This window comes from Idiomarina sp. 28-8, from assembly GCF_000320945.2.
Lineage (GTDB): Bacteria > Pseudomonadota > Gammaproteobacteria > Enterobacterales > Alteromonadaceae > Idiomarina > Idiomarina loihiensis.
In genome coordinates this window covers 135,889-157,833 of record NZ_DF266789.1, presented here as the reverse complement: position 1 = coordinate 157,833, position 21,945 = coordinate 135,889, and the positions used below count along the sequence as shown (strand labels likewise).

Sequence of the window (21,945 nt, the reverse complement as noted above, 5' to 3'; positions counted from 1 at the left end):
GTTTACGTCAGGAACGATATCCCACCTGACATAAATGTCAGGCTACTGCTTACGGAGACGCTACGAGTTCATCCCTGAAGGCTAGACGAAGGCCATCCATGGCCTTCGACACTCCTACAGCAGAAAGCCCACGGGTTTGATGCCTCTTGCAGCTCGCGCCGCACACCTCATCAATAGTCCCTGCAACCGTTGGGCGCTCGCTATCCTGCTATCCAGGATATCTCGCCTGATATGAAAATCAGATAAGGAATAGCGCTAGCTCAAGGGGTCTGCTACAATAGTAACAATTAATACTTAAAATACGCTTAAATTGTTACTATTATGACGCTTAACCTAAACACGGCATACGATACTCAGCTTGATCTTAAAGAGCATATTAAGCAGCTGCGAAAAGCGCAAAAGCTGTCGGTTGAAGCTTTGTCTGCAAAATCAGGTGTGCCCTATGGGACCGTTCGTAAGTTTGAGCGCACAGGAAACATCTCTTTGCGTCAGTTTTTAATGCTGGTCGAAGCTCTGGGTGAACTCAACCAACTCAGGGAATTTCTGGAGCAGGAAAAAGCCCCTAAAACCATAGATGAGGTTTTGAAAAATGCTTGATACGCCTCTTCAGGTAATACGCACTTTGTCGGATGGTAAGCGGGTTGGTGTTGGCACTCTGGCTGAAAATAAATCGGGCGTTTACTTTCAGTACCACGACGACTATTTAAACCAACACAAAACCTCCTTGTCACCTTTCAATCTAAAAGCGATAACTGAGCTTCAAAAAGCCCCACGACAACCTCATTATGGCTTACACGGTGTGTTTGCGGATAGCCTGCCTGACGGTTGGGGGCTTTATCTGATGGACAGAGTGTTTCGAGTAAATGGCTATAACCCACAGAGAATATCCGCATTGGAGCGTCTGGCTGTTATTAGTTCGGATTGTTTGGGGGCGCTTTCCTATGAGCCGAAAACTCCCTTAAGGGAAGGTAACAGTGAAGATATTGCCTTACGGAAACTGGGTCAGGAAGCGATAAAAGAGTTTGAAGGTACTGAAACGGATCTTATTGAGCACCTACAGGCGGCCGGGGGCTCTGGTGGTGCGCGCCCGAAATTAAATGCGACCTTACTGAGCAATGGCCAGTACTCGACTGATCCGAACGCAACAGGGCAAAAGCTGATTGTGAAACTGACGTCGGAACGTTTTTTACTAAAGCACGAAGAAAGCCTGGTTGAGTACTTATATTTAACTATGGCTAAAAACGTTGGAATTCAGGTGCCTGAGTTTGAGCTTATCGACGCGGGTAACGGTCAGTTTTGGTTGCAGCAGACGCGGTTTGATTGCTCTGAAAACGGTCGCTACCACATGCTGTCAGCCTCAGGTCTACTTGATGCTTCCTTCCGGGAGCCTTCATTGGATTACGTGGACTTAATTAAGGCTACGCGACTTATGTGCGGCGTTGATGAAGCGCAAAAACTGGTTAAGCGGGCATTATTTAATTATATGACTGTGAATGAGGATGATCACTCGAAGAATTTTAGTTTCCTCGCCAATGATAAGGACGAATGGCGGTTATCGCCGTGTTACGACATTGTTTATAGTCCGTCTTCTTATGGCGAACATATGACAGCATTTAACGGTAACGGAGCTTGTCCGGATAAAACCGCGTTAGAGCAGATGGCCGGGCAGGCTGGTTTTGCAAACAGCAAGCCGCTTTACCATATGCTGGATGAAATTTATCAACAAATCCGAAACTTCAAAACCGAAGCTAAAGCTCTAGGGGTTTCTGTTGGCCTCATTAAAACTATCGAAAATGATATTGCTGTGCGGGCGCGTAATGTACGTCTAAATGTGTAGACTGACGTTCACGCCAGAAATGATATCCTACAGCACCACCGTATTTTTATGTGGTGGGTTGGCTGTTAAGGTTTTGCGCAGGTCTTTTTCGTTACTGGGTTTTAAGTGGGTTACCCAAAGCTCAGCGGGTTGCTGTTCCAGGCTATTCAGGGCGCTTTGCAGCAGAGTCGGGGTCATGTGCTTGGTTTTTTCTGCAACATGCAGTAACTCGTCGGGAAAGGCGCATTCCAGCATTAGGGTGTCGATGTCGCCTAAGCGGTTAAGCTGTTCGGTCAGTTGCTTACCGGCAATGGTATCGGCGGCAAAAACAAAGTGTTTGCCCTGACTTTTTACGCTGTAACCCACTGTCGGTACGCTGTGCTCTACAGCAAAAGCTTTAATTTCCATACCTTCAAGCTCTATACACTCACCCGGGTGGATCTCTTTAAATTTTAGTATCGGCTCAGGGCCTTCGGTCATGCTGCTGAGCTCAGGCCAAATATCGCCGTTAAAAATATTATTTTGCAGCTTTTCCAGAGTGTGAGCCTGTGCGTAAACCGTAACGGGTAAGTGCTCACTTCCGTATTGATTGCTTAAAAATGTGGGCAAGGCGGCAATGTGGTCCATATGCGAGTGGGTCAGAAATACATGCCTAACCTGGTGCATTTGCGCGAGACTGAGTTGATTCAGACCGGTGCCGGCGTCAATCAGAATGTTATGATTGAGCTGGATGCAGGTAGAGCCGCCTTTATTGTCGCCACTGAGTCCGCCGCTGCAGCCAAGCACTTGAATATTCACAATCTGTTCCCATCTTGGTTTACACTGTAGTGAAAGATTATCACATTAATACAGCCGAGGAGGCTACATGGAAAACACACCGACGAAAAGCTCTCCTGTTATGCCGCAGTTAATTATTCTGACCTTATTTTGGGTTGGTCTGCAATTGGTTGCCACCTGGGTAAAAGACGACTTTTCTCATGTAAGCCAGTATATAAGCGAAATTAACGCGACCGGCAGCACTGCCGCTGGCGCTTTTGGCTGGGTCGGTTTCATTCCGCTGGCGATGGTTTCTTTCGGTGTGCTACTAACTGCGCGTCCGCATTTACGCGTTAAAGGCATTAGCCATATTGGCTGGAGCCTTCTATTTTTCTACCCTGTGGCTTACCTCGGTGCGGCACTGGCACCTTGTGATTTAGGCTGCCCGACAGATGGTTCCAGTTCTCAGGCATTACACAATATTATTAGCATGGTCAGTTACTTCGGTTTTGCGTTAGGTACGCTTTTACTGACTTTTACGCCGAAAACCACCTGGCCGGTGCGTTGTGCTTTTGTTCTTCTGTCGGTGATTATCGCCTTAGGTTTTGTGCTAATGATTAACCCCGAATTGACTGAAGTACGCGGCGCGATACAACGTTATATTGGCGTGGCACAACTGGTGGTGTTCTGGCTGCTGTTGTGGCTTAAACCGGCAGAAGCCGACGGAGGCAGTAATGAGTAAATCTGTTCGTTTAAGTGTGGAAGGCATGAGCTGTGGTTCGTGCGCCAGTCGTGTCGACAAGGCCTTAAATGGCTTAGACGGCGTTGAAGATGCTTCGGTTAACCTGGCGTCGGACAGTGCGGAAGTGACTTATTCTGAAAAGCTTTCGGTGGATGACTTAGTTCAGGCGGTGAAAACTGCGGGCTACGATGCCCATGAAGTGATCGACCGCGACAAGCAAATGCGTGAGCAGCGTGAGCAACAGGCAAAGGAAATGCGTACGTTAAAAGGCCAGTTATGGCTTTCGACTTTGCTGACGTTGCCGGTGTTTATACTGGCCATGGGCAACCATATGGTGCCGGTATTTTCCGAGTGGGTACATAACTCACTCGGCTTACAAATCAGCTGGTGGATACAGTTAGTACTTACTACGGTGGTATTGGCGGTTCCCGGCGCGCGTTTTTATAAACTGGGTATTCCTGCGTTATTCAGGGGCGCACCGGATATGAACTCATTGGTGGCACTGGGCGCAACGGCGGCCTGGGGCTATTCTGTCGTGGCAACGGTTTTCCCAACCTGGTTACCGAGCGAGTCAGTGAACGTTTACTTTGAGGCCTCGGCGGTTATTGTCACCCTGATTCTGGCCGGACGTTTTATGGAAGCACGGGCTAAAAGCCACACCTCTGATGCTATTCAGCGGCTGATGAGCCTGCAAAGCAAGACGGCGCGGGTAGTGCGCGACGGCGAAGTGACGGAAGTTGATATTGCGGAGCTGGGCAAGGGCGATGAAATTGAAGTGCGCCCGGGTGAGCGTATTGCTTTGGATGGCGAAGTATCTTCCGGTGACAGTTATGTCAATGAGGCCATGATAACCGGCGAAGCCGAGCCAGTGCATAAGCAGAAAGAAGACAAAGTTGTTGGCGGAACGCTGAATGAAAAAGGCACTTTGCGTTTTAAAGTAACGGCTACCGGCGAGGGAACCGTGCTGGCGCAGATCATCCGTATGGTCGAGCAGGCGCAGGGCAGTAAGTTACCGATTCAGGACACGGTGAACCGTATTACCTTGTGGTTTGTACCTGCAGTCATGCTGGTGGCTTTGTTGACTTTTGCGGTGTGGTATTTTGCTGCCAGTGAGTCAGCACTCACTTTTGCGTTGGTTAATGCAGTCGCCGTTTTGATTATTGCCTGCCCTTGTGCCATGGGGCTGGCGACACCGACCTCAATTATGGTGGGTACCGGCCGAGGTGCGGAAATGGGCGTGTTATTCCGTCAAGGCAGTGCTTTGCAGGCGTTACAACAATCCAAAGGCGTTATTTTTGATAAAACAGGTACACTGACCGAAGGCAAACCGACTATTACAGAGTGGATTACCCTAAGCGAGTTTGGCGAAAAAGAGGTGCTGACCTTGGCAGCCTCGGTTGAAGCTAAGTCAGAACATCCCACCGCAGAAGCTTTGGTCAACTATGCCAAAGACCAGGACATTAAAGTCAGCGAGCCGGATACCTTTGAGGCCATTTCAGGTTTGGGTGTCACGGGAAAAGTAGATGGTAAAACGCTTTACATTGGCACCAGCGAGCTGATGCAGGACAACGACATTGCGCTGGATGCTGAGCCTGCGGATGCTAAAACATGGTCAGAGAGTGGACGCACCCCGATTTATGTCGCAATAGACGGTAAGCTGGCGGCCGTATTTACCCAGGACGACCCGATAAAAGCCAGTGCCAAAGAATTGATTAAACGCTTACACGCCGATGGTCTGAAAACCGCCATGGTAACCGGTGACGCTGAGTCTACCGCAAAACGTATTGCCAAAGAGCTGGGAATTGACGAAGTGGTCGCCAATGTAAAACCCGATGGCAAAGTGGATGCCGTTAAGCGCCTGAAAAAACAATGGGGGCAGGTCATATTTGTAGGTGACGGTATAAACGACGCACCGGCACTGGCCTCTGCAGACGTAGGTTTTGCTATTGGCACTGGTACGGATGTGGCCATTGAATCGGCCGATGTGGTGCTGATGTCGGACAACCTGACTGTTGTGCAACAGGCCTTTGCGTTGTCTGAAGCCACCATGCGCAACATTCGCCAGAATTTATTCTGGGCTTTTGCTTATAATACCGCGCTAATTCCTGTTGCCGCAGGCGTACTGTATCCGTTTTTCGGTATTCTGCTGTCGCCAATGCTGGCCGCGGGTGCCATGGCATTGTCCAGTGTGTTCGTGATAACTAACGCGCTGCGCCTTAAAACTGTAAATTTGGAAAAGTAAACTGCAAGGAATAGACGGGCATGAAAGTCGGAGTTTTTGATAGCGGTGTCGGTGGTTTAACTGTGGCGCGGTCACTACAACAAAGTGGTTGTTTCAGCGAGCTTCTGTATTACGGAGACACAGCCCGGGTGCCTTACGGTAGCAAGGACAGCAATACCGTTACGCGCTATGCGCTGGAGGCGGTAGAGTTTTTTAACGGCGCCGATGTGGATTGTCTGGTCGTGGCCTGTAACACGGTGAGTGTAACTGCGCTGGAGCAAATGCAGAAATTTTCCAATAAACCGGTGTACGGCGTGCTGGAACCCGGTGTCATGGCGTTGGAACAACTGCAGGGCATTGATACCAGCGCCCGGGTGTTAGTTATAGCCACTCGCTCGACGATAAACTCCGGCGCTTATCAGCAGCAGATACAGGCGTTGGGCTACAACCAGGTGAACGCCATGCCCACGCCACTGTTTGTACCTATCGTTGAAGAAGAGCTCTACGACGGCCCGATACTGCAGGAAACCTTCAGGCATTATTTCAGCAAGCTTGAAAAACCCGATGTGGTGTTGCTGGGTTGTACCCATTTCCCATTGATTGCCGAGAGCATTTCTGCGTATTTCAACGGTGCCAAAACCATTCATTCCGGCGAAGCCATGCTGGCCTGGCTAAAACAACATCTGGACTTAAGCGCCCAGTTTGATGCCACGCCATTGCACATTATCGCCACCGAAAATGTCGACGCCGTCAAACGCACCGCCACCCGCTGGGGCCTGAAGCTTTAACCTGGACCCACGTAGCCTGACATTTATGTCAGGTGAGATATCGAGGACAACGCGAGTGCTGAGGTTATCAGTGGGGCTTTGGAGGACGCCCGCGAGTACGTCCCTGTAGGGCTTGAGCAGCACCATCCATGGCGCTGCACACCTCCAAAGCATCACTGGTAACCGTTGAAGCACTCGCTATTCTACGTTTCTTATAATGCAATAGCATCAGGCTACACCTCTTACTCCTTTAATTCTTATGCCTCTTTAATCCTTCTCTTATTTTTTCCTCTTTAAATGCGGCTATTATCAATGAATAAAAGCATCAATTTCCCAGAGTGGGAATTTTATTGACAAACTTTAAACTTTTCCCATAATGGGAAATGCGTATGGGGATAAGCACGTTCATGAGAATTGTATCAAGGGCTACTCTTCGCGAGTTTTATAGCTAACAATAGGGTTGTGTTTAATATTCATGGAAACAAGTACCGACTTATTGTCGCGGTGAAGTACGAGTTCTCGATGATTTACATTCGCTTCGTTGGCACGCACGAGCAATACGATGCAATTAATGCAGAAACAGTTTAGAGGTGAGGGTATGAATATAAAGCCCATAAAAACAGCTGAGGATCATCAGCGTGCACTGGCTCGTATTAATGAGCTTTGGGATGCTGAACCCAACACAGAAGCGGCTGATGAACTTGATATTCTGGTGACTTTGGTCGAAGCGTATGAAGAAGCGAAGTATAAAATCGATGCGCCCGATCCTGTGGAAGCGATTAAATTCAGAATGGATCAGGAGGGTCTGAAAGATTCTGACTTGGTGCCATTTTTAGGTCAGAGGAGTCGGGTTAGTGAGGTTTTAAATCGGAAACGGCGTTTAACGCTGCCTATGATTCGACGACTCCATAGCGGCTTACATATACCTCTGGAATGCCTGGTTATGGATTACGAACTAGATCGAACTGAAGCTTGATGAGCGGTTGTTAAGGCGCATGTAAGCGTTACGGGTGTTGAAGGGCTTTATGTCAGAGTGTCGAAGGCCATGGATGGCCTTCGTCAAGCGTTCATGGATGAACTTGCAGCGTCTCTGGCATAAAGCCCTTCAACGCTCCAGCGAAACATGCGCCTTAACAGCCGCTTCCTCCCAAGCCCAGCGAAACATGTGAATCGCAGCCGCGTTTTGCTATGATATTCGTATTACTTTGGCTTTCAGGAGTTTGTACTTATGCCGCAGACGCAGCGTCCGCTTTATATTCCGTATTCTGGCCCTAATTTGTTGGAAACCCCTTTATTGAACAAGGGCAGTGCGTTCAGTAAGGAAGAGCGTGCCGCGTTTAACCTGACGGGTTTGTTGCCGCCTCGTTATGAGAGCATTGAAGAGCAGGCTGAACGGGCTTACATGCAGTACCGGAGCTTTGAAACGCCCATTAACAAGCACATTTATCTGCGCGTTATTCAGGACAATAACGAAACTCTGTTCTATCGCTTGCTTACGGATCATCTGGAAGAGATGATGCCGATTATCTACACCCCAACCGTGGGTGATGCTTGCGAGAAATTCTCAGACATTTACCGCAGCTCACGCGGTTTGTTTATTTCCTATTCTGAACGTGATCAGATAGACGATATTCTGCGCAATGCCACTAAGCAAAAAGTGAAAGTGATTGTCGTGACCGACGGCGAACGCATTCTGGGCTTGGGTGACCAGGGTATAGGCGGCATGGGCATTCCTATCGGAAAACTGTCGCTGTACACCGCTTGTGGTGGTATCAGCCCGGCGTATACGCTGCCGGTAATGCTGGATGTTGGTACCAATAACGAAAAGCTTCTGGAAGACCCAATGTATATGGGAGCCCGCCATAAACGCATTGAGCAGGACGAGTATGATGAATTCCTCGACAAATTCATAAAAGCGGTGACCAGACGCTGGCCGGGCGTGATGCTGCAGTTTGAGGACTTCGCTCAACCTAACGCCATGCCTTTATTGCGTCGTTATCGTGATGAAGTCTGCTGCTTTAATGACGACATTCAGGGCACAGCGTCTGTGACGGTGGGCACCTTGCTGGCAGCTTGCCGCCAAAAAGGTAAAAAGCTTAGTGAACAGAAGGTGGTGTTTGTTGGTGCTGGCTCTGCGGGCTGTGGTATTGCAGAACAGATTATGATTCAGATGACCGCCGAAGGTTTAACGGAAGAGCAGGCGAAGAGACAAATCTTTATGGTCGATCGCTTTGGTCTGGTTATGGATACCATGGATGGCCTGCGTGACTTCCAGCAGGCGCTGGCGCAGAAAACCAATGATTTAAACGCCTGGGAATACAGCGGTGAGTATCCGTCGCTGCTGGATGTGATGCATTGTGCTGAGCCTGACATTTTAATTGGTGTGTCTGGTCAGGCGGGGCTCTTTACCGAGCAAGTTATTTCGACTATGGCCAAAAATGTTGATCGCCCCATTATTTTCCCACTGAGCAACCCCTCCAAACATGTGGAAGCGCACCCGGCGGATGTACTGAAGTGGAGTGAGGGTAAAGCTATTGTCGCAACCGGCAGCCCCTTTGGTGAAGTTGAGTATGACGGCCGTATATACCCAATAGCGCAGTGTAACAACAGCTATATCTTCCCGGGCATTGGTCTTGGGGTGTTAGCGGTTAAATCCGAACGGGTTAGCGATGAAATGCTGCGTGTAGCAAGTAAGACACTGGCTAATGCGTCACCCAGCGCTAATGGTAAAGGCGAAGCATTGTTGCCAGCTTTTAACGACTTAACTCAGTTAAGCAAAGACATTGCTTTTGCGGTGGGTAAAGTGGCGCAGCAGGAAGGTTTAGCGCTGGAAATTGATGACGACACGCTGCGTGAGCGCATCGACAACAATTTCTGGAAACCGGAATATCGCTTCTACAAGCGCGTAAGTATTTAAGAATGCGCTAAATCGATGGCCTGCTGTAAATCGTTCAGCAGGTCATCGGCGTTTTCAATGCCTACCGATAAACGCAATAAATCCAGCGGTACCGGTGTGTCTGGTCCTTCAATGCTGGCGCGATGCTCAATCAGACTTTCTACGCCGCCTAATGATGTAGCGCGGTGCCAGAGCTGAGTTTTTGCGGCAACGGCAATTGCAGCTTTTTCGCCACCGGCTAAGCGAATAGACAGCATACCGCCGAAACCGCCTTGCATTTGCTTAACGGCTATCTCGTGGCCGACAAAACTTTTCAGGCCGGGATACAATACTTCAATAACCTGTGGGTGCTGCTCCAGTTGCTCGGCAATATATAAGGCACTTTGGCAACTTTCCCGTACCCTTAAAAATAACGTGCGCATGCCACGCAAGAGTTGTGCTGCGTCTTGTGGCCCCGGTACGGCTCCGGACTGGGCTCGAATAGCCACTAAGCGTTGCCAGAACGCGTTATCTTCACGAGCCGCCAGTGCGCCGGAAATAACATCTGAGTGGCCGTTAAGGTATTTGGTGGCGGAGTGCATAACAATATCGGCGCCAAGATCCAGTGGCTTGGTCAGCAGGGGGGTTGCCACTGTGGAATCTATTGCAAGCAGAGATCCGCAATTGCGAGCCATATCAGCTACGGCGGCAATATCAGTTACTGTCCACAGAGGGTTACCCGGCGTTTCCAGCCAAATAAGCGTAGGTTGTCTTTCAGCAATAGCGTCGCGTAATTCATTTAAATTGGTGGTATCCACAAACCGAACATCCAGCCCGCTATCGACGCCAAAAGTTTGCAGCCATTTGCGCAAAGCCCAGTACATCACTTTTGGCGCAATGACCTTATCGCCGGGTTTTAATGCCTGAAAAACGGCGGTAGCGGCAGCCATGCCCGAGGCGAACAGGCGTGCATCTGCCGCATTTTCTAACTCTGCTAATAGCTTTTCGGCAGGACGATAAGTGGGATTGTCAGCCCTTGAATACACCCGTCCGCTGCGATATTGATTGTCGTCATCACGCAGATAAGTCGTTGATGTGTATACTGGAGGGATAATTACTCCATTTTCGTTGTCAGAGTGACTACCACCCTGAGCAAGGAGTGATTGCGGCGAAAAAGGACGTTTCGTCATATAAATTCTCGTTAAAGTAATCTCAATGCGAGATATCACGTATATAAGAAAGGAATCATTTCATACTAACCGAAGAGGTATTGCAATGCGTTACATAATTTCCGCACTACTAGGCTCTATGTTGTTTGTCGCAAACGCCGCGCAGGCTAACGAATGTGAGCTATCCATAGATGGCAATGACAACATGAGATTTGATACAAAAGAGATGTCCGTACCGGCTAGCTGTGACGAAGTAACAGTAACCTTACATCACACAGGTAAACTGGATAAAAAAGTCATGGGTCACAACTGGGTACTGAGTGAAGCTGGTGATATGCAGTCTGTTGTACAACAAGGTATGTCAGCGGGTATGGATAACAACTATGTACCAGATTCTGATGCTGTAATTGCTGCAACCGACGTTATTGGTGGTGGTGAAGAAACGTCAGTGACGTTTTCTACAGAAGGCATGAGTGCAGATACAGATTATAAATTCTTCTGCACCTTCCCTGGCCACTCAGCAATTATGCAAGGCAGCTTTGCGATTAAAGAGTAATTTTCGCAACATTGCTTAACCGCAAATTGACTAGTAATAACTGCAGCCTACGTGGCTGCAGTTTTTTTGGAGCTTCATTTGACCGTTATGAAGTTTTTACTCATTACCTTAGTGTTTTTGTTCTCGCTACAAAGTGAAACGAGCCGGGCACAACAATTTGGCTCACGCGAAGCGCTGGTTTTAGCGCAACAAGTGACTTTTGAGCGTGAACGTAACCGGGTAGAAGCAGTTGGTACGGCCGAAGCTGTGCGCTCCATTACCATTTACCCTGCTGTTGGCGACAGAGTCGTCGCGGTAAATTTTAATCCTGGCGACAAAGTTGAGAAAGACGAACTATTGGTCGAGCTGGATGCCCGTCGTCAGCAAGTGGCAGTAGAACAGGCACAAATTAACTTACGCGATGCAGAACGTACGGTAGAACGTTTACGGACTAGTCGCGAACAGGGGGCTGTGCCCCAGTCTGAGCTAGACAACGCTATTTTATTAAGAGATTTAGCAAGGGTAGAACTGGATAACGCTAAAATTGAACTGGAAGACCGTTTTATTCGCGCGCCGTTCTCCGGAATTATTGGCATTACTGACGTAGAAGTCGGTGATCGTATTGACCAACAGACGGCTATCGCAACCTTAGATGACCGTTCAACCTTATTAATTGATTTTCGTATTCCTGAAGCCGCGGTTTCCCTGTTGCAGGACGGAGCAGAACTTAAAGTCGAGCCCTGGCGCTATTCGGGTACGCCGGTAACTGCCGAAATTATTGAACTGGATTCTCGTATTAACGCGACCAGCCGTATGTACAGAGCTCGTGCTGAAATTAATAATGACAGCGACGACTTCCTGCCGGGAACCAGTTTCAGAACAGCTATAGAACTTGCCGGTGAAGAGTTCGCTTCAATACCCGAAGCGGCCTTATCCTGGGGGGTTAATAATCCTTTCGTCTGGGTTATTGAGGGCGACAAAGCGCACCGGGTTGACGTGCAAATAGAACAGCGTCTGGCTGGTCGTGTGTTAGTTTCAGGCGATATTCAACGTGATGATTTACTGATAGTTGAAGGTGTTCAAAGCCTGCGTGAAGGCCAACCAGTGACCTTTGACAGAACCACTCTCGATACGCAAGAGGCGGTTGAATAATGTCAGACCAGCAATTGAATAACCAGCAGGATGCGAACGACTTACCTTCGGTCTCCATTCGCCGTCCGGTACTGATTGTTGTTCTCAACGTACTTATTGCCATAGCCGGTCTGGCCGCGCTTATGGGGGTTGAAGTACGTGAACTGCCGGATGTCGACAGGCCTGTTGTTGGTGTGAGTGCGACACTTCCGGGGGGCGCACCAGAAACGGTCGACGCCGAGGTTACCAGCATTCTGGAAGGCGCGGCGGCTCGTGTTTCGGGTGTGGAGTCGATACAGTCTTCGAGTGAAGAAAACAGCGCACGTATTTCTATCGAATTCCGCCCCGGAGTTGATTTAGATGTGGTTGCGGCAGAAGTCCGTGAAGCGGTCAACCAGGTGCGTCGCGAACTCCCCGACGATGTCGAACAAATTAATGTGCAAAAAGCAGACAGTGACGCGCGCTCGGTTCTGGATATTGCGGTTAGCAGCGATACTCTGACGCAGGAGGAGCTCACGCGTCGCCTGGAAACCGACTTGTCGCCGGCATTTTTGGCTATAAATGGTGTTGCTGATGTGCGGCTGAACGGTGACCGCGAGCGGGTACTGCGGGTGGATCTCGACCCCCTTAAACTTGTCAGCTTTGGCTTATCTGTTACCGATGTTGCAGATGCGTTACGGTTGGCGCCTTTTGACGTACCGGCTGGTAGTTTGCGTTCAACCGACCAGCGATTAATTATACGAGCTGACGCGACAGCCATTACCGAAGAGCAAGTTGAGAACATAATTGTCCGCGATGACACACGTATTGGTGATGTCGCACAGGCTTATTTTGCACCGGCTGATGCTGGCAGCTTTGTTCGTCTTGACGGTAAACCGGTTGTTGGTTTGGGGGTAATACGTCAGGCGGGCTCCAATACTATTGAAATTTCTGATCAGGCACTTGCTGTTCTTGATCGCCTGCGTGAGCGTTTTCCTGATATGGAAATGCGCATTACTAATGATGATGCGCAGTTTATTCGTACCTCGGTAGCTGAAGTGGTGACCACCCTTGCTATTACTATTGTTTTGGTTGTGGCTACGCTGTGGGTCTTTATCGGTTCATTTCGCGCGACTATTATTCCTGCGTTCTCCATTCCGGTTGCGCTGTTCGGCGCTATTGCGGCTATTTGGCTGATGGGCTTTTCCATTAATATTCTGACCTTGCTGGCGCTGGTATTGGCGACCGGTCTGATAGTGGATGATGCCATTGTTGTTACTGAGAATATTCAACGTCGCCGCAGTATGGGGCTTGGCAGCCGTGCTGCAGCGGTATTAGCGACACGCGAGGTGTTTTTTGCGGTAGTGGCAACGACAGCGGTGTTAGTTGCGGTTTTCGTTCCTATTGCGTTTTTACCTTCAACAGCCGGGCGTTTATTCCGCGAATTTGGTGGTGTGCTTGCGGCGGCAGTGGTCATTTCTTCTTTTGTTGCTTTGTCTCTGGTGCCCGCTTTTACCGCTCGCCTGCCTAAATCAGCCGGGCAAAATAACCGGTTTGCAGGCATTGGTAACAGCTTTAAACGGTTTTATAAACGAACGCTGCATAAAGCACTGGATTTCAGCTGGGTTGTGGTGCTGCTGTCTTTGCTGTCTGCTGGCGGCGGCGCGCTGCTTTACAATGAAATTGACAGCGAACTTATGCCCAATGAAGACCGCGGAGCGGTTCGGGTATTCTCGCGCGGACCTGACGGGGTTGGCCTTAAGTTTATGGATCGTCAGGCTCGTAAGCTGGAAGAAGTGCTGCTGGAATATAAAGAAAGCGGTGATATAGAGTCGATTTATACGGTTGTTGGGCAGTGGGATCCTAACCTGGTTTTCATTACGGCTAATCTGAAACCCTGGGAAGAGCGGGATATTAGCCAACAGGAAATTATTAATAATATTCGGGAGCCGTTGAGTCAGGTTCCAGGTGCACCGGGACAGGCCTTTGGTGACAACAGCCTGAACTTGCGAGGTCAGGGGGGCGGCCTGGAAATGGCAATTACCGGCGAAAATTATGACGAGATCTTTAAGGTTGCTCGTGAATTTACCGCCATTATTAAAGAACGTATGCCTGATTTGGGTAACATTAATGTGTCCTATCAACCGACGCAGCCGCAGTTGAGGGTTAAAATTGACCGTCGTCGAGCCGCGGAGCTGGGGGTATCATTAAATGATATATCCGCAACTTTACGTGCTGCCATTAACGGCGATGACGTAGCCGACTTAAACGTGGGAGACCAGCAAATTCCGGTTATGCTGCGCACCCGTAATAATTTAATTCAGTCGCCGCAGGACATGCAGAACCTTTATGTATCGTCAAGCAGCGGTGATCTGGTTCCTATTTCCAGTGTTTCCGAAATTATTGAAGAAGGCGTGTCAGCAGAGCTTGAGCGTCAGGCACAGCGGCGGGCGATAGAAGTAGATGTGCAGTTGCCCGATGACATGCCTATGTCAGACGTTGTTGACCAGTTGCGTACTATAGCCGGAGAAGTTTTGCCTGATAGTATGGGGCTGGTCTTTTTAGGGGAAGCCGCAACATTTGAAGACACCTCGCAGGAAATTGCTATGACTTATATTCTGGCGTTCCTGATTGTCTTGCTGGTACTCGCCGCTCAGTTTGAGTCATTAAACAGTGCCGTGGTCGTTATGCTGACCGTGCCTTTCGGCATTGCCGCAGCTATTTACGCCTTATTCCTGACCGGCACTTCACTGAACATTTATTCTCAAATTGGATTGGTGATGCTGATAGGTCTGCTGGCGAAAAACTCTGTATTGTTGGTAGAGTTTGCTGACCAGTTGCGGGACCGGGGACTCGAGGTTAGGGAGGCGATAGAAGAGGCGTCATTGATACGTTTACGGCCTATTATGATGACACTGGTATCCACGGTTCTGGGTGGCCTGCCACTTATTCTGTCTTCTGGTGCGGGCGCTGAAGCACGCAACTCAATTGGTTGGGTTGTATTTGGTGGTTTAGGGCTGGCAACTCTGTTTACGCTTTACCTGACCCCAGTACTCTATCTGTGGTTAGCGCGTTTCACTAAGCCGCGTGCCGATGAAGCCGCTCGTCTGGAAAGTGAAATGGAAGCGGCGAGAGAAAGCGGCCATTAAAATGGCCGCTGACCGAGCTTTTAATCGTCGACCTTAGGAATCCATGACTTTTAATTTGGTTCGAATATAGTCAGCGTGGCTAATGTAGAGTAAGTCTGCCAGCTTGCGCAACATGCTTTCCTCATAAGGGTCAAGCTCGCCATCAGCGTAGGCAACTACCCATAAACTTTCCAATAGCTCAACGCGCTTTTCGTAAGCGAGAGCTTTTAGCTGAGCGGTAAACTCGTACAGCGAAGCGGCTTCTTTTACTGTTTTTACGGCTTTTCTAATAGCGTTTTCTGCTTGTTTATCCGTAATGTCATATTCGTGCTCAAGCTCATGTAAGAGGTGCTGGCGTTCCTCGTCCGACAACGTACCGTCGGCAAGACTTATTTCAGTCATTAATACCAGTGAAAGGAATGCATCGTCTGTCATACCTTCTGCCTTATTCAGGCTGGCCTGTTCAGCGGCAGTATTGTTTTGAAAAAAGTTTTGCAGAGCTTTAAGCATACAACATCCTATTTAGGTAAATTAGGTAAGAAAAAAGAAAATTCAGTGCCTTCGCCAGGCGTTGATTGGACAGATATTTGACCTTTGAGTTTCCGTGTTACTAAATTATAAACAATGGATAAGCCCAGTCCGGAGCCGCCAGTCTGGCGAGATGTGGTGAAAAAGGGTTCAAAAATATCTTTTATGGTTTCGCTGTCCATACCTTTGCCGTTGTCACGAAAAGAAAAACGTACACCGCTATCTTCTTCTGTGGCTATAATTTCAATTTGATGATTTTCGTCGGGTTCGGCAAAGGCGTGGTCGTTGGTGTTACTGACCAGATTAGTCACAATTTGTGCTAGTGCGCCCTGGTAAGTTTTCAAGACAATATCTTCATTGCAGTGAATAGTAATGGTGACTTTTTTCTTTTTCACCATAGGGTTCAGGCTTAAGACTAATGCGTGTAAATAGTCGTTGAGCTGGCATTTCACCAGCTCAAAACTGGACTGATCGACCGCCGTTTTCTTAAAGTTCTGAATCAGTGTTGCGGCGCGTTCAAGGTTGCTGCTTAGTAGCTGGTAAGCTTCAAACGTATTGTCGATAAAGGTCTGCAGATGTTTTCGTGAAATGGAACCATCAGTAAAACTCTGATTCAGTTTTTTCAGGCGATGTTCGCAATGAGTTACGGCGGTTACTGAAACGCCCAGCGGGGTATTCACCTCGTGAGCAACACCGGCAACTAATTTGCCCAGCGCTGCCATTTTTTCTGTTTCAATTAACCTTTCCTGAGCCTGCTTAAAGTTATCCAGTGCTTTGGTCAGAGATTGAGTACGTTCTTCTACCATGCTTTCCAATTGCTCATTTTGTTGAATGAGCAGGGCCTCAAACCGTTCTCGTTCAGCGGCACTAACAGCACGACCGTAAATGTCCGCCAGCATACCGACAAAAGCAACTTCAGCCGGTGTCCAGGTGCGGTTTTCCCTTCGACTTTCGCTGCACATAACGCCTATCATCTCGCCTTTATGGCGTAAGGGAACGTCAAGTAAGCCGTAAACGCCGGTTTCCTCAAGATAGCCGTTAGTTAGCTCTATAGTTGCAGGATGACAGCGGGCATCGTTGGCAATAATGGTGCGTTCGGATTCTAATGCCTGAAAGTAAGAAGGTAACTGGTTTTTGTAAAGTACCGGGACTTCAGCGTTTGGCGATTTCTCGTCAATGAGTTTAGCCGCTCTCATGGCTTGTTTGTCCGATTGCAGTAACCAGATACTAACCCTGGTAATATCCAACCCTTTCAGAGCAGAGGCTAATATAAGCTCGGACGCTTTCTCTAAGTCGCCACCGTCAATGTCTGGCGATTTAGATACGTCGAGGAGGATGTTCTCTAAAGCATCGTTCATATTCAATCCGGTTGTCTGAATATTTTCTCACTATAACTTACTGACCTCTAAAGTCCATTAATCGACCTTTCCTCACCATTTAACGTTAGCTACTGGACATTTGGATCTTAACTCCTTACAAAGGTAAGACATTTTTAATGAGGCTATACCATGAAAAGAACAACAATAACCTTAGCGGTTGCATCGCTTTTAAGCTTTGCGCCGGTGAGCATGGCACAGGAGCAAACCCAGGGCTGGGATGTGAGCGACCCCCAAGGGGAGTTTAAAACCATTGATATATCGGTCAACTCCGGCACCTGGATGAATGTGGATGTCAGCCCGGACGGTGAATACATTGTGTTTGATTTATTGGGGGACATTTACCGTATGCCGTTTGGCGGCGGTGAAGCTGAAAAACTGATAGGCGGTATTGCGTGGCATATGCAGCCGGTTTATTCACCAAATGGCCGCTACATTGCCTTTACCTCGGACCAGGGCGGTGGCGATAACATATGGGTGATGGATGCCGATGGCAACAACGTGCGCGCCGTTACCGAAGAAACTTTCCGGTTACTGAACAGCCCGGCCTGGAGTCCGGACAGCGAGTTTTTGGTTGCTCGTAAACACTTCACTGCCAGCCGTTCATTAGGCGCGGGGGAAGTGTGGATGTACCACCGCAGCGGCGGCTCGGGTGTGCAACTGACCGAACGCCCCAATGACCAGAAGGATTTAGGCGAGCCGGCGTTTTCGCCGGACGGCAAATACATCTATTTTTCCCAGGATGACACGCCGGGCAAAACCTTTCACTACAGTAAAGATTCGTTGGAAGGTATTTACGACATAAAGCGTTTTGAGCGTGAAACTGGTGAGATTGAAACGCTGATAAGCGGTGCCGGTGGGGCTATTCGCCCAACACCGTCACCCGACGGACGTTACCTGGCTTACATTAAGCGTGAAGACTTTGACAGCGTGCTGTACGTGCTGGATCTGAAAACCGGTGAACACAAGCGGGTTTACGGGAAAATGGAACGCGACATGCAGGAAACCTGGGCCATTCATGGGGTTTACCCCACTATGGACTGGACACCAGATTCGAAGCAATTAGTGTTCTGGGCCGGTGGTCATATTCAGAAGCTGAACATTGATGACGGCAGCGCCCGTATTATTCCGTTTAAAGTTGAAACCGAGAAGAAAGTACAGCATGCGTTGGGCTTTAAACAAAACGTTGAAGCTGACCAGTTTGACGTGAAAATGTTGCGTATGGCGCAAGTATCTCCTCAGGGTGATGCGGTGATTTACGAAGCTTTGGGCAGCTTGTATCAACGTTCGTTGCCAGATGGTGAGCCGCAGCGTTTAACCAATAGCGAAGATTTTGAACTCTATCCGCAGTATTCACGTGACGGCGAAAAAGTCGTATTCGTCCGCTGGAATGACGAAGCGCAGGCAAAGGTTATTGTTCGCGATATCAGTTCTGGTGATGAGCAAGTGCTGAATACTGGACAGGGCAACTTTGTTGAACCCACATTCTCTCCAAACGGCAAGCATGTGGTTTACCGCAAGGTGCGTGGAGGTTATTTAATTTCCGATAAGTTTGGTCTGGAAAACGGTATTTATCGCGTAGCGGTGTCTGCCAATGCAGAACCGGAGCAAATTGCTGAAAGTGGGCATTTACCGCAATATGGCGCACGTAACGACCGGGTTTATTTGATGACACCGGGAGATAAACCAACCTTAAGTGCTATTGATTTACGCACGCTGGAGCAGCGCGACTTGTATCAGTCGGAACTAGCAACTGAGTTCCGTGTGTCTCCGGACGGCAAGCAATTGGCTTTTGCTGAACGTTTTAAAGTATTTGTGACGCCTTTAGTCGAGCGTGGCAGTGTTATTAATGTTGGTCCGGGTGATAAACAAATGCCGGTGCATCAGTTGTCCGTTCGCGCTGGTGAAAACTTATCCTGGACGGCAAACAGTGACCAGCTTTACTGGACATTAGGGCCGGAGCTTTACCATACATCGGTGGCTGAAGCCTTTAATGCTGAAACCGACAGCGAAACCCTGAAAGTAGAAAATGGCCAGAACATTGGTTTTGAACAGGACGCTATGGTACCGGATACAACCGTTGCCTTTGTTGGTGGCCAGGTCATTACCATGAACGGCGATACCGTTTATGAGCAGGGTACTGTGGTCGTGCGTAATAATAAGATTGTTGCGGTTGGCCCTGAAGCAGACATTGATGTGCCAGCTGGTGCTGAAGTGATTGATACCAGCGGTAAAACGGTTATGCCCGGTTTGTTCGATGCGCACGCGCACGGTGGTCAGGGCCAGGCGGAAATTATTCCGCAGCAGAACTGGGGACAATACGCGAACCTGGCATTTGGTGTGACCTCAATTCACGATCCGTCTAATGACACGACCGAGTTCTTTGCGGCCTCAGAACTGCAAAAAGCGGGCAGAATTGCCGCGCCAAGACTGTTTTCAACCGGTACTATTTTATACGGTGCCAACGGCCCGGGTTACACTTCACATGTGGATAGTTTAGAAGACGCTAAGTTTCATTTAGAGCGCCTGAAGAAAGTGGGTGCGTTTTCTGTGAAGAGTTATAACCAGCCTCGCCGTAACCAGCGTCAACAAGTGGTTGAAGCCGGGCGCGAGCTGGAAATGATGGTGGTGCCTGAAGGTGGCTCGTTGTTGCAGCATAATTTAAGCATGATCATGGACGGGCACACTACGGTTGAGCACTCACTGCCGGTAGCCAATATCTATGATGATATTCGTCAGTTATGGCAGCAAAGTGACGTAGCTTATACACCAACCCTGGGTGTGGCTTATGGCGGTATTTGGGGTGAGAACTACTGGTATGCGGAAACCGATGTGTGGAAGCATCCGAAACTGACTCAATATGTACCGCAGGAGTTTTTAGTGGGCAAGGCGATGCGCCGCGAGAAAGCGCCGCATAACCATTACAATCACTTTAACAATGCGGAAGTGGCTACTGAGCTGCAGGACTTAGGGGTTGAAGTTCTCGCCGGTGCTCATGGTCAGCGTGAGGGTTTAGCGCAACACTGGGAAATCTGGATGATGGCGCAGGGTGGTATGGAACCGCTGGAAGCTCTGCGTACAGCGACCATTGACCCGGCTAAGGTCTTTGGTATGGATCACGCGCTGGGCTCACTGGAAGAAGGAAAACTGGCGGATATTATCGTTATTGATGGCAACCCGCTGGAGAACATCCGTGACACCGATAAAGTGACTCATACCATGGTTAATGGCGTACTTTATGACGCCACCACCATGGACCGCTTGCTGCCGGAGCCACTTAAGCGGAAAGACTTTTTCTGGGAAGAATAAGCCTTTATAGCAATTAAGATGCTGCCGCGGTTTCGGCGACGACTTGTCGGAACCAGCGGTGGCCTGCATCGTGCTGGAGTAGCGGTGACCAGATCATGGTCAGAGTTAACCCCGGTATTTCAAACGGCGGGGCTTTCATAACCAATTGACTGTCCTGTGAATACAGTTCCGCAGCCCGCGTTGGCAAGGTAGCAACCAGCCCCTGACGAGCCAGATACATAGCCACATGATAATTACGGGTAAACACTTTAATTTTCCGGCGTTTGCCCAGTTTATCTAAAGCGTCGTCGACCCAGCCGAGTTTTTGTACGTCATGCGGGTCCATCCCCACGCCCACACCAAAGCCCGTTTTACTCACCCACACGTGCTGAGCCTTTAAGTAATTGTCCAGCGTGTAGTCTTCCAGCAATGGGTGATCTTTGCGGATAAGGCAGGAAAACTCGTCGCTCCATAAGTTCTTTTGATGAAACGACTGTGGCAGTTGTTCAAAGCGGTTAATGGCCAGATCCACTTTGCCGTTCTCCACGTCGTGAAAGCTGATATCGCTGGGGGTCATGATATCCAGTGATACGTGAGGCGCCTGCTCATCGAGCTTTTCCAGCAGCTTAGGCATAAGCGTGGAAGCGGCGTAGTCGGACGCCATAATACGAAACACCTGATCACTGGTCGGCGCGTCAAACTCACGTACCGGCTGAATCATTTCTTCAACTGAATACAATACACCGCGCAGGGCTTCCTGCATGTCCAGCGCACGCTGAGTTGGCACCATGCCTTCGCTGGTGCGCACTAAAATGGGGTCGTTTAACAGGTTACGCAAACGCTTCAGGCCGTTGCTCATGGCGGGCTGGGTGATATTCAGCTGCGCTGCTGCACGGGTAACGTTTTTTTCCCGCAGCAGAACATCAAGGTAAACCAGCAGGTTCAGATCAATGTCTTTGATGGTATTCATAGCTATCCAGAATAAGTGGAATATAAAAAATCTATCGGGATTATAAATAGGGTGAATGTATAACGCCAGTCTTGTTTCGTTACCCTGGGTTAAGAAAGAGACTTGCTTATTTTTATTAATCCACCATAATTAATTTATTAAGTATTAATAAATGATATTTGGTGGTTAAATTGAATGGTGCAGATGGTTTTTTAAAAACGGTTGGTGAGCTCATTAAGCGTCAGCGCTCATTAACAATGGATCAGCAGGATTTCGCCAAGCGGCTGGGCTGCGGCGTTAATACGGTTTATCGTATGGAAAACGGTCATTCAGTTAACTCGCTGACATTATTTACCGCTCTCGAATTGCTGGGATTGCTGGAGCATTTTATTCCGGTTCTGGATGATCAGTATGCAAGGGTGGCAAACGCGCCTCAGCGCAAACGCCGAAAAACCTCAGAGGATTTTTCTAATGACTTCTAAGGCGTATGTTTTTATCGAAGGGTTAGAGAGTGAGCCTGTTATTTGTGGTGTTATTTGGTATGACCCGGAAAACAGAATTGGCCGTTTTCGATACGGTCAGTCCTATTTAGCCCGAAACGATGCTTTTGCGCTGGATCCTGTTCATTTGCCGTTAACGGACGAACTATTTGAGACGCGCGCTAACAAAGGGCTGTTTGGTGTTT

General features: G+C 48.9%; 18 protein-coding genes and 1 pseudogene. 14 read left to right on the top strand and 5 right to left on the bottom strand.

The annotated features are described in order from the left end of the window. Positions 1-321 precede the first annotated feature (321 nt). Positions 322-597, top strand: a complete 276-nt coding sequence (locus RJ32_RS00940; RefSeq protein WP_034818351.1) for a helix-turn-helix domain-containing protein — start codon at positions 322-324, stop codon at positions 595-597. Next, positions 590-1,837 (top strand): type II toxin-antitoxin system HipA family toxin, encoded by a 1,248-nt coding sequence (locus tag RJ32_RS00935; protein ID WP_034818350.1) that lies wholly within the window; start codon positions 590-592, stop codon positions 1,835-1,837. Before RJ32_RS00940 ends, RJ32_RS00935 begins: the two co-directional genes overlap by 8 nt. 27 nt (positions 1,838-1,864) lie before the next feature. Here the strand turns inward: RJ32_RS00935 and RJ32_RS00930 are convergent, their stop codons facing one another. Beyond that, a complete protein-coding gene (locus RJ32_RS00930; RefSeq protein WP_034818349.1) occupies positions 1,865-2,614 on the bottom strand; it encodes a 3',5'-cyclic-nucleotide phosphodiesterase in 750 nt (249 codons plus the stop codon). Between the two features lie 67 nt (positions 2,615-2,681). Here RJ32_RS00930 and RJ32_RS00925 point away from each other — a divergent pair, with 67 nt between their 5' ends. From RJ32_RS00925 to RJ32_RS00905, 6 genes are all read left to right on the top strand, one after another. Then, the gene (locus RJ32_RS00925; protein ID WP_034818348.1) at positions 2,682-3,314 is read left to right on the top strand and encodes a DUF998 domain-containing protein; all 633 of its coding nucleotides are present in this window, start codon (positions 2,682-2,684) and stop codon (positions 3,312-3,314) included. After that, the gene (locus RJ32_RS00920; protein WP_034818347.1) at positions 3,307-5,556 is read left to right on the top strand and encodes a heavy metal translocating P-type ATPase; all 2,250 of its coding nucleotides are present in this window, start codon (positions 3,307-3,309) and stop codon (positions 5,554-5,556) included. Before RJ32_RS00925 ends, RJ32_RS00920 begins: the two co-directional genes overlap by 8 nt. Positions 5,557-5,576: 20 nt before the next feature. Continuing rightward, the gene (gene murI / locus RJ32_RS00915; protein ID WP_034818346.1) at positions 5,577-6,323 is read left to right on the top strand and encodes a glutamate racemase; all 747 of its coding nucleotides are present in this window, start codon (positions 5,577-5,579) and stop codon (positions 6,321-6,323) included. Positions 6,324-6,716: 393 nt separating this feature from the next. Further along, entirely contained in the window at positions 6,717-6,890 is a 174-nt protein-coding gene (locus RJ32_RS14440; protein WP_082815420.1) for a type II toxin-antitoxin system HigB family toxin, read from the top strand. A 10-nt stretch (positions 6,891-6,900) separates the two neighbouring features. After that, positions 6,901-7,278 carry a type II toxin-antitoxin system HigA family antitoxin gene (locus tag RJ32_RS00910; RefSeq protein WP_034818354.1) on the top strand — a complete coding sequence of 126 codons (378 nt, stop codon included), beginning with the start codon at positions 6,901-6,903 and terminating at the stop codon, positions 7,276-7,278. Positions 7,279-7,530: 252 nt separating this feature from the next. Continuing rightward, positions 7,531-9,219 carry an NAD-dependent malic enzyme gene (locus RJ32_RS00905; protein ID WP_034818345.1) on the top strand — a complete coding sequence of 563 codons (1,689 nt, stop codon included), beginning with the start codon at positions 7,531-7,533 and terminating at the stop codon, positions 9,217-9,219. Here RJ32_RS00905 and RJ32_RS00900 read toward each other — a convergent pair. Further along, complete coding sequence (locus RJ32_RS00900; protein WP_011233855.1) at positions 9,216-10,367, bottom strand: PLP-dependent aspartate aminotransferase family protein; 1,152 nt, start codon at positions 10,365-10,367, stop codon at positions 9,216-9,218. The genes RJ32_RS00905 and RJ32_RS00900 overlap by 4 nt on opposite strands. 85 nt (positions 10,368-10,452) lie before the next feature. Here RJ32_RS00900 and azu point away from each other — a divergent pair, with 85 nt between their 5' ends. From azu to RJ32_RS00885, 3 genes are all read left to right on the top strand, one after another. Then, entirely contained in the window at positions 10,453-10,902 is a 450-nt protein-coding gene (gene azu / locus RJ32_RS00895) for an azurin (RefSeq protein ID WP_011233856.1), read from the top strand. 87 nt (positions 10,903-10,989) lie between these two features. Continuing rightward, positions 10,990-12,033, top strand: coding sequence for an efflux RND transporter periplasmic adaptor subunit (locus RJ32_RS00890; protein WP_034818353.1), 1,044 nt, complete (start codon positions 10,990-10,992; stop codon positions 12,031-12,033). After that, positions 12,033-15,140, top strand: coding sequence for an efflux RND transporter permease subunit (locus tag RJ32_RS00885; protein ID WP_034818344.1), 3,108 nt, complete (start codon positions 12,033-12,035; stop codon positions 15,138-15,140). Before RJ32_RS00890 ends, RJ32_RS00885 begins: the two co-directional genes overlap by 1 nt. A gap of 33 nt (positions 15,141-15,173) precedes the next feature. Here the strand turns inward: RJ32_RS00885 and RJ32_RS00880 are convergent, their stop codons facing one another. Next, complete coding sequence (locus RJ32_RS00880) at positions 15,174-15,629, bottom strand: TerB family tellurite resistance protein (protein WP_034818343.1); 456 nt, start codon at positions 15,627-15,629, stop codon at positions 15,174-15,176. 8 nt (positions 15,630-15,637) lie between these two features. After that, positions 15,638-17,005 (bottom strand): GAF domain-containing sensor histidine kinase, encoded by a 1,368-nt coding sequence (locus RJ32_RS00875; RefSeq protein WP_034818342.1) that lies wholly within the window; start codon positions 17,003-17,005, stop codon positions 15,638-15,640. Positions 17,006-17,155: 150 nt separating this feature from the next. Between RJ32_RS00875 and RJ32_RS00870 the strand changes: the two genes are divergently transcribed. Continuing rightward, entirely contained in the window at positions 17,156-20,332 is a 3,177-nt protein-coding gene (locus tag RJ32_RS00870; RefSeq protein WP_034818341.1) for an amidohydrolase family protein, read from the top strand. Positions 20,333-20,345: 13 nt separating this feature from the next. Here RJ32_RS00870 and RJ32_RS00865 read toward each other — a convergent pair whose 3' ends face one another. After that, complete coding sequence (locus RJ32_RS00865) at positions 20,346-21,281, bottom strand: LysR family transcriptional regulator (RefSeq protein WP_034818340.1); 936 nt, start codon at positions 21,279-21,281, stop codon at positions 20,346-20,348. Between the two features lie 161 nt (positions 21,282-21,442). On the opposite strand from RJ32_RS00865, the gene RJ32_RS00860 reads away from it, so the two are divergent. Both RJ32_RS00860 and RJ32_RS14845 read left to right on the top strand, forming a co-directional pair. Next, a complete protein-coding gene (locus RJ32_RS00860) occupies positions 21,443-21,742 on the top strand; it encodes a DNA-binding transcriptional regulator (RefSeq protein ID WP_051018700.1) in 300 nt (99 codons plus the stop codon). After that, a pseudogene (locus RJ32_RS14845) lies at positions 21,732-21,945 on the top strand (type II toxin-antitoxin system HipA family toxin); the annotation flags it as partial. The gene RJ32_RS00860 and the pseudogene RJ32_RS14845, both read left to right, overlap by 11 nt.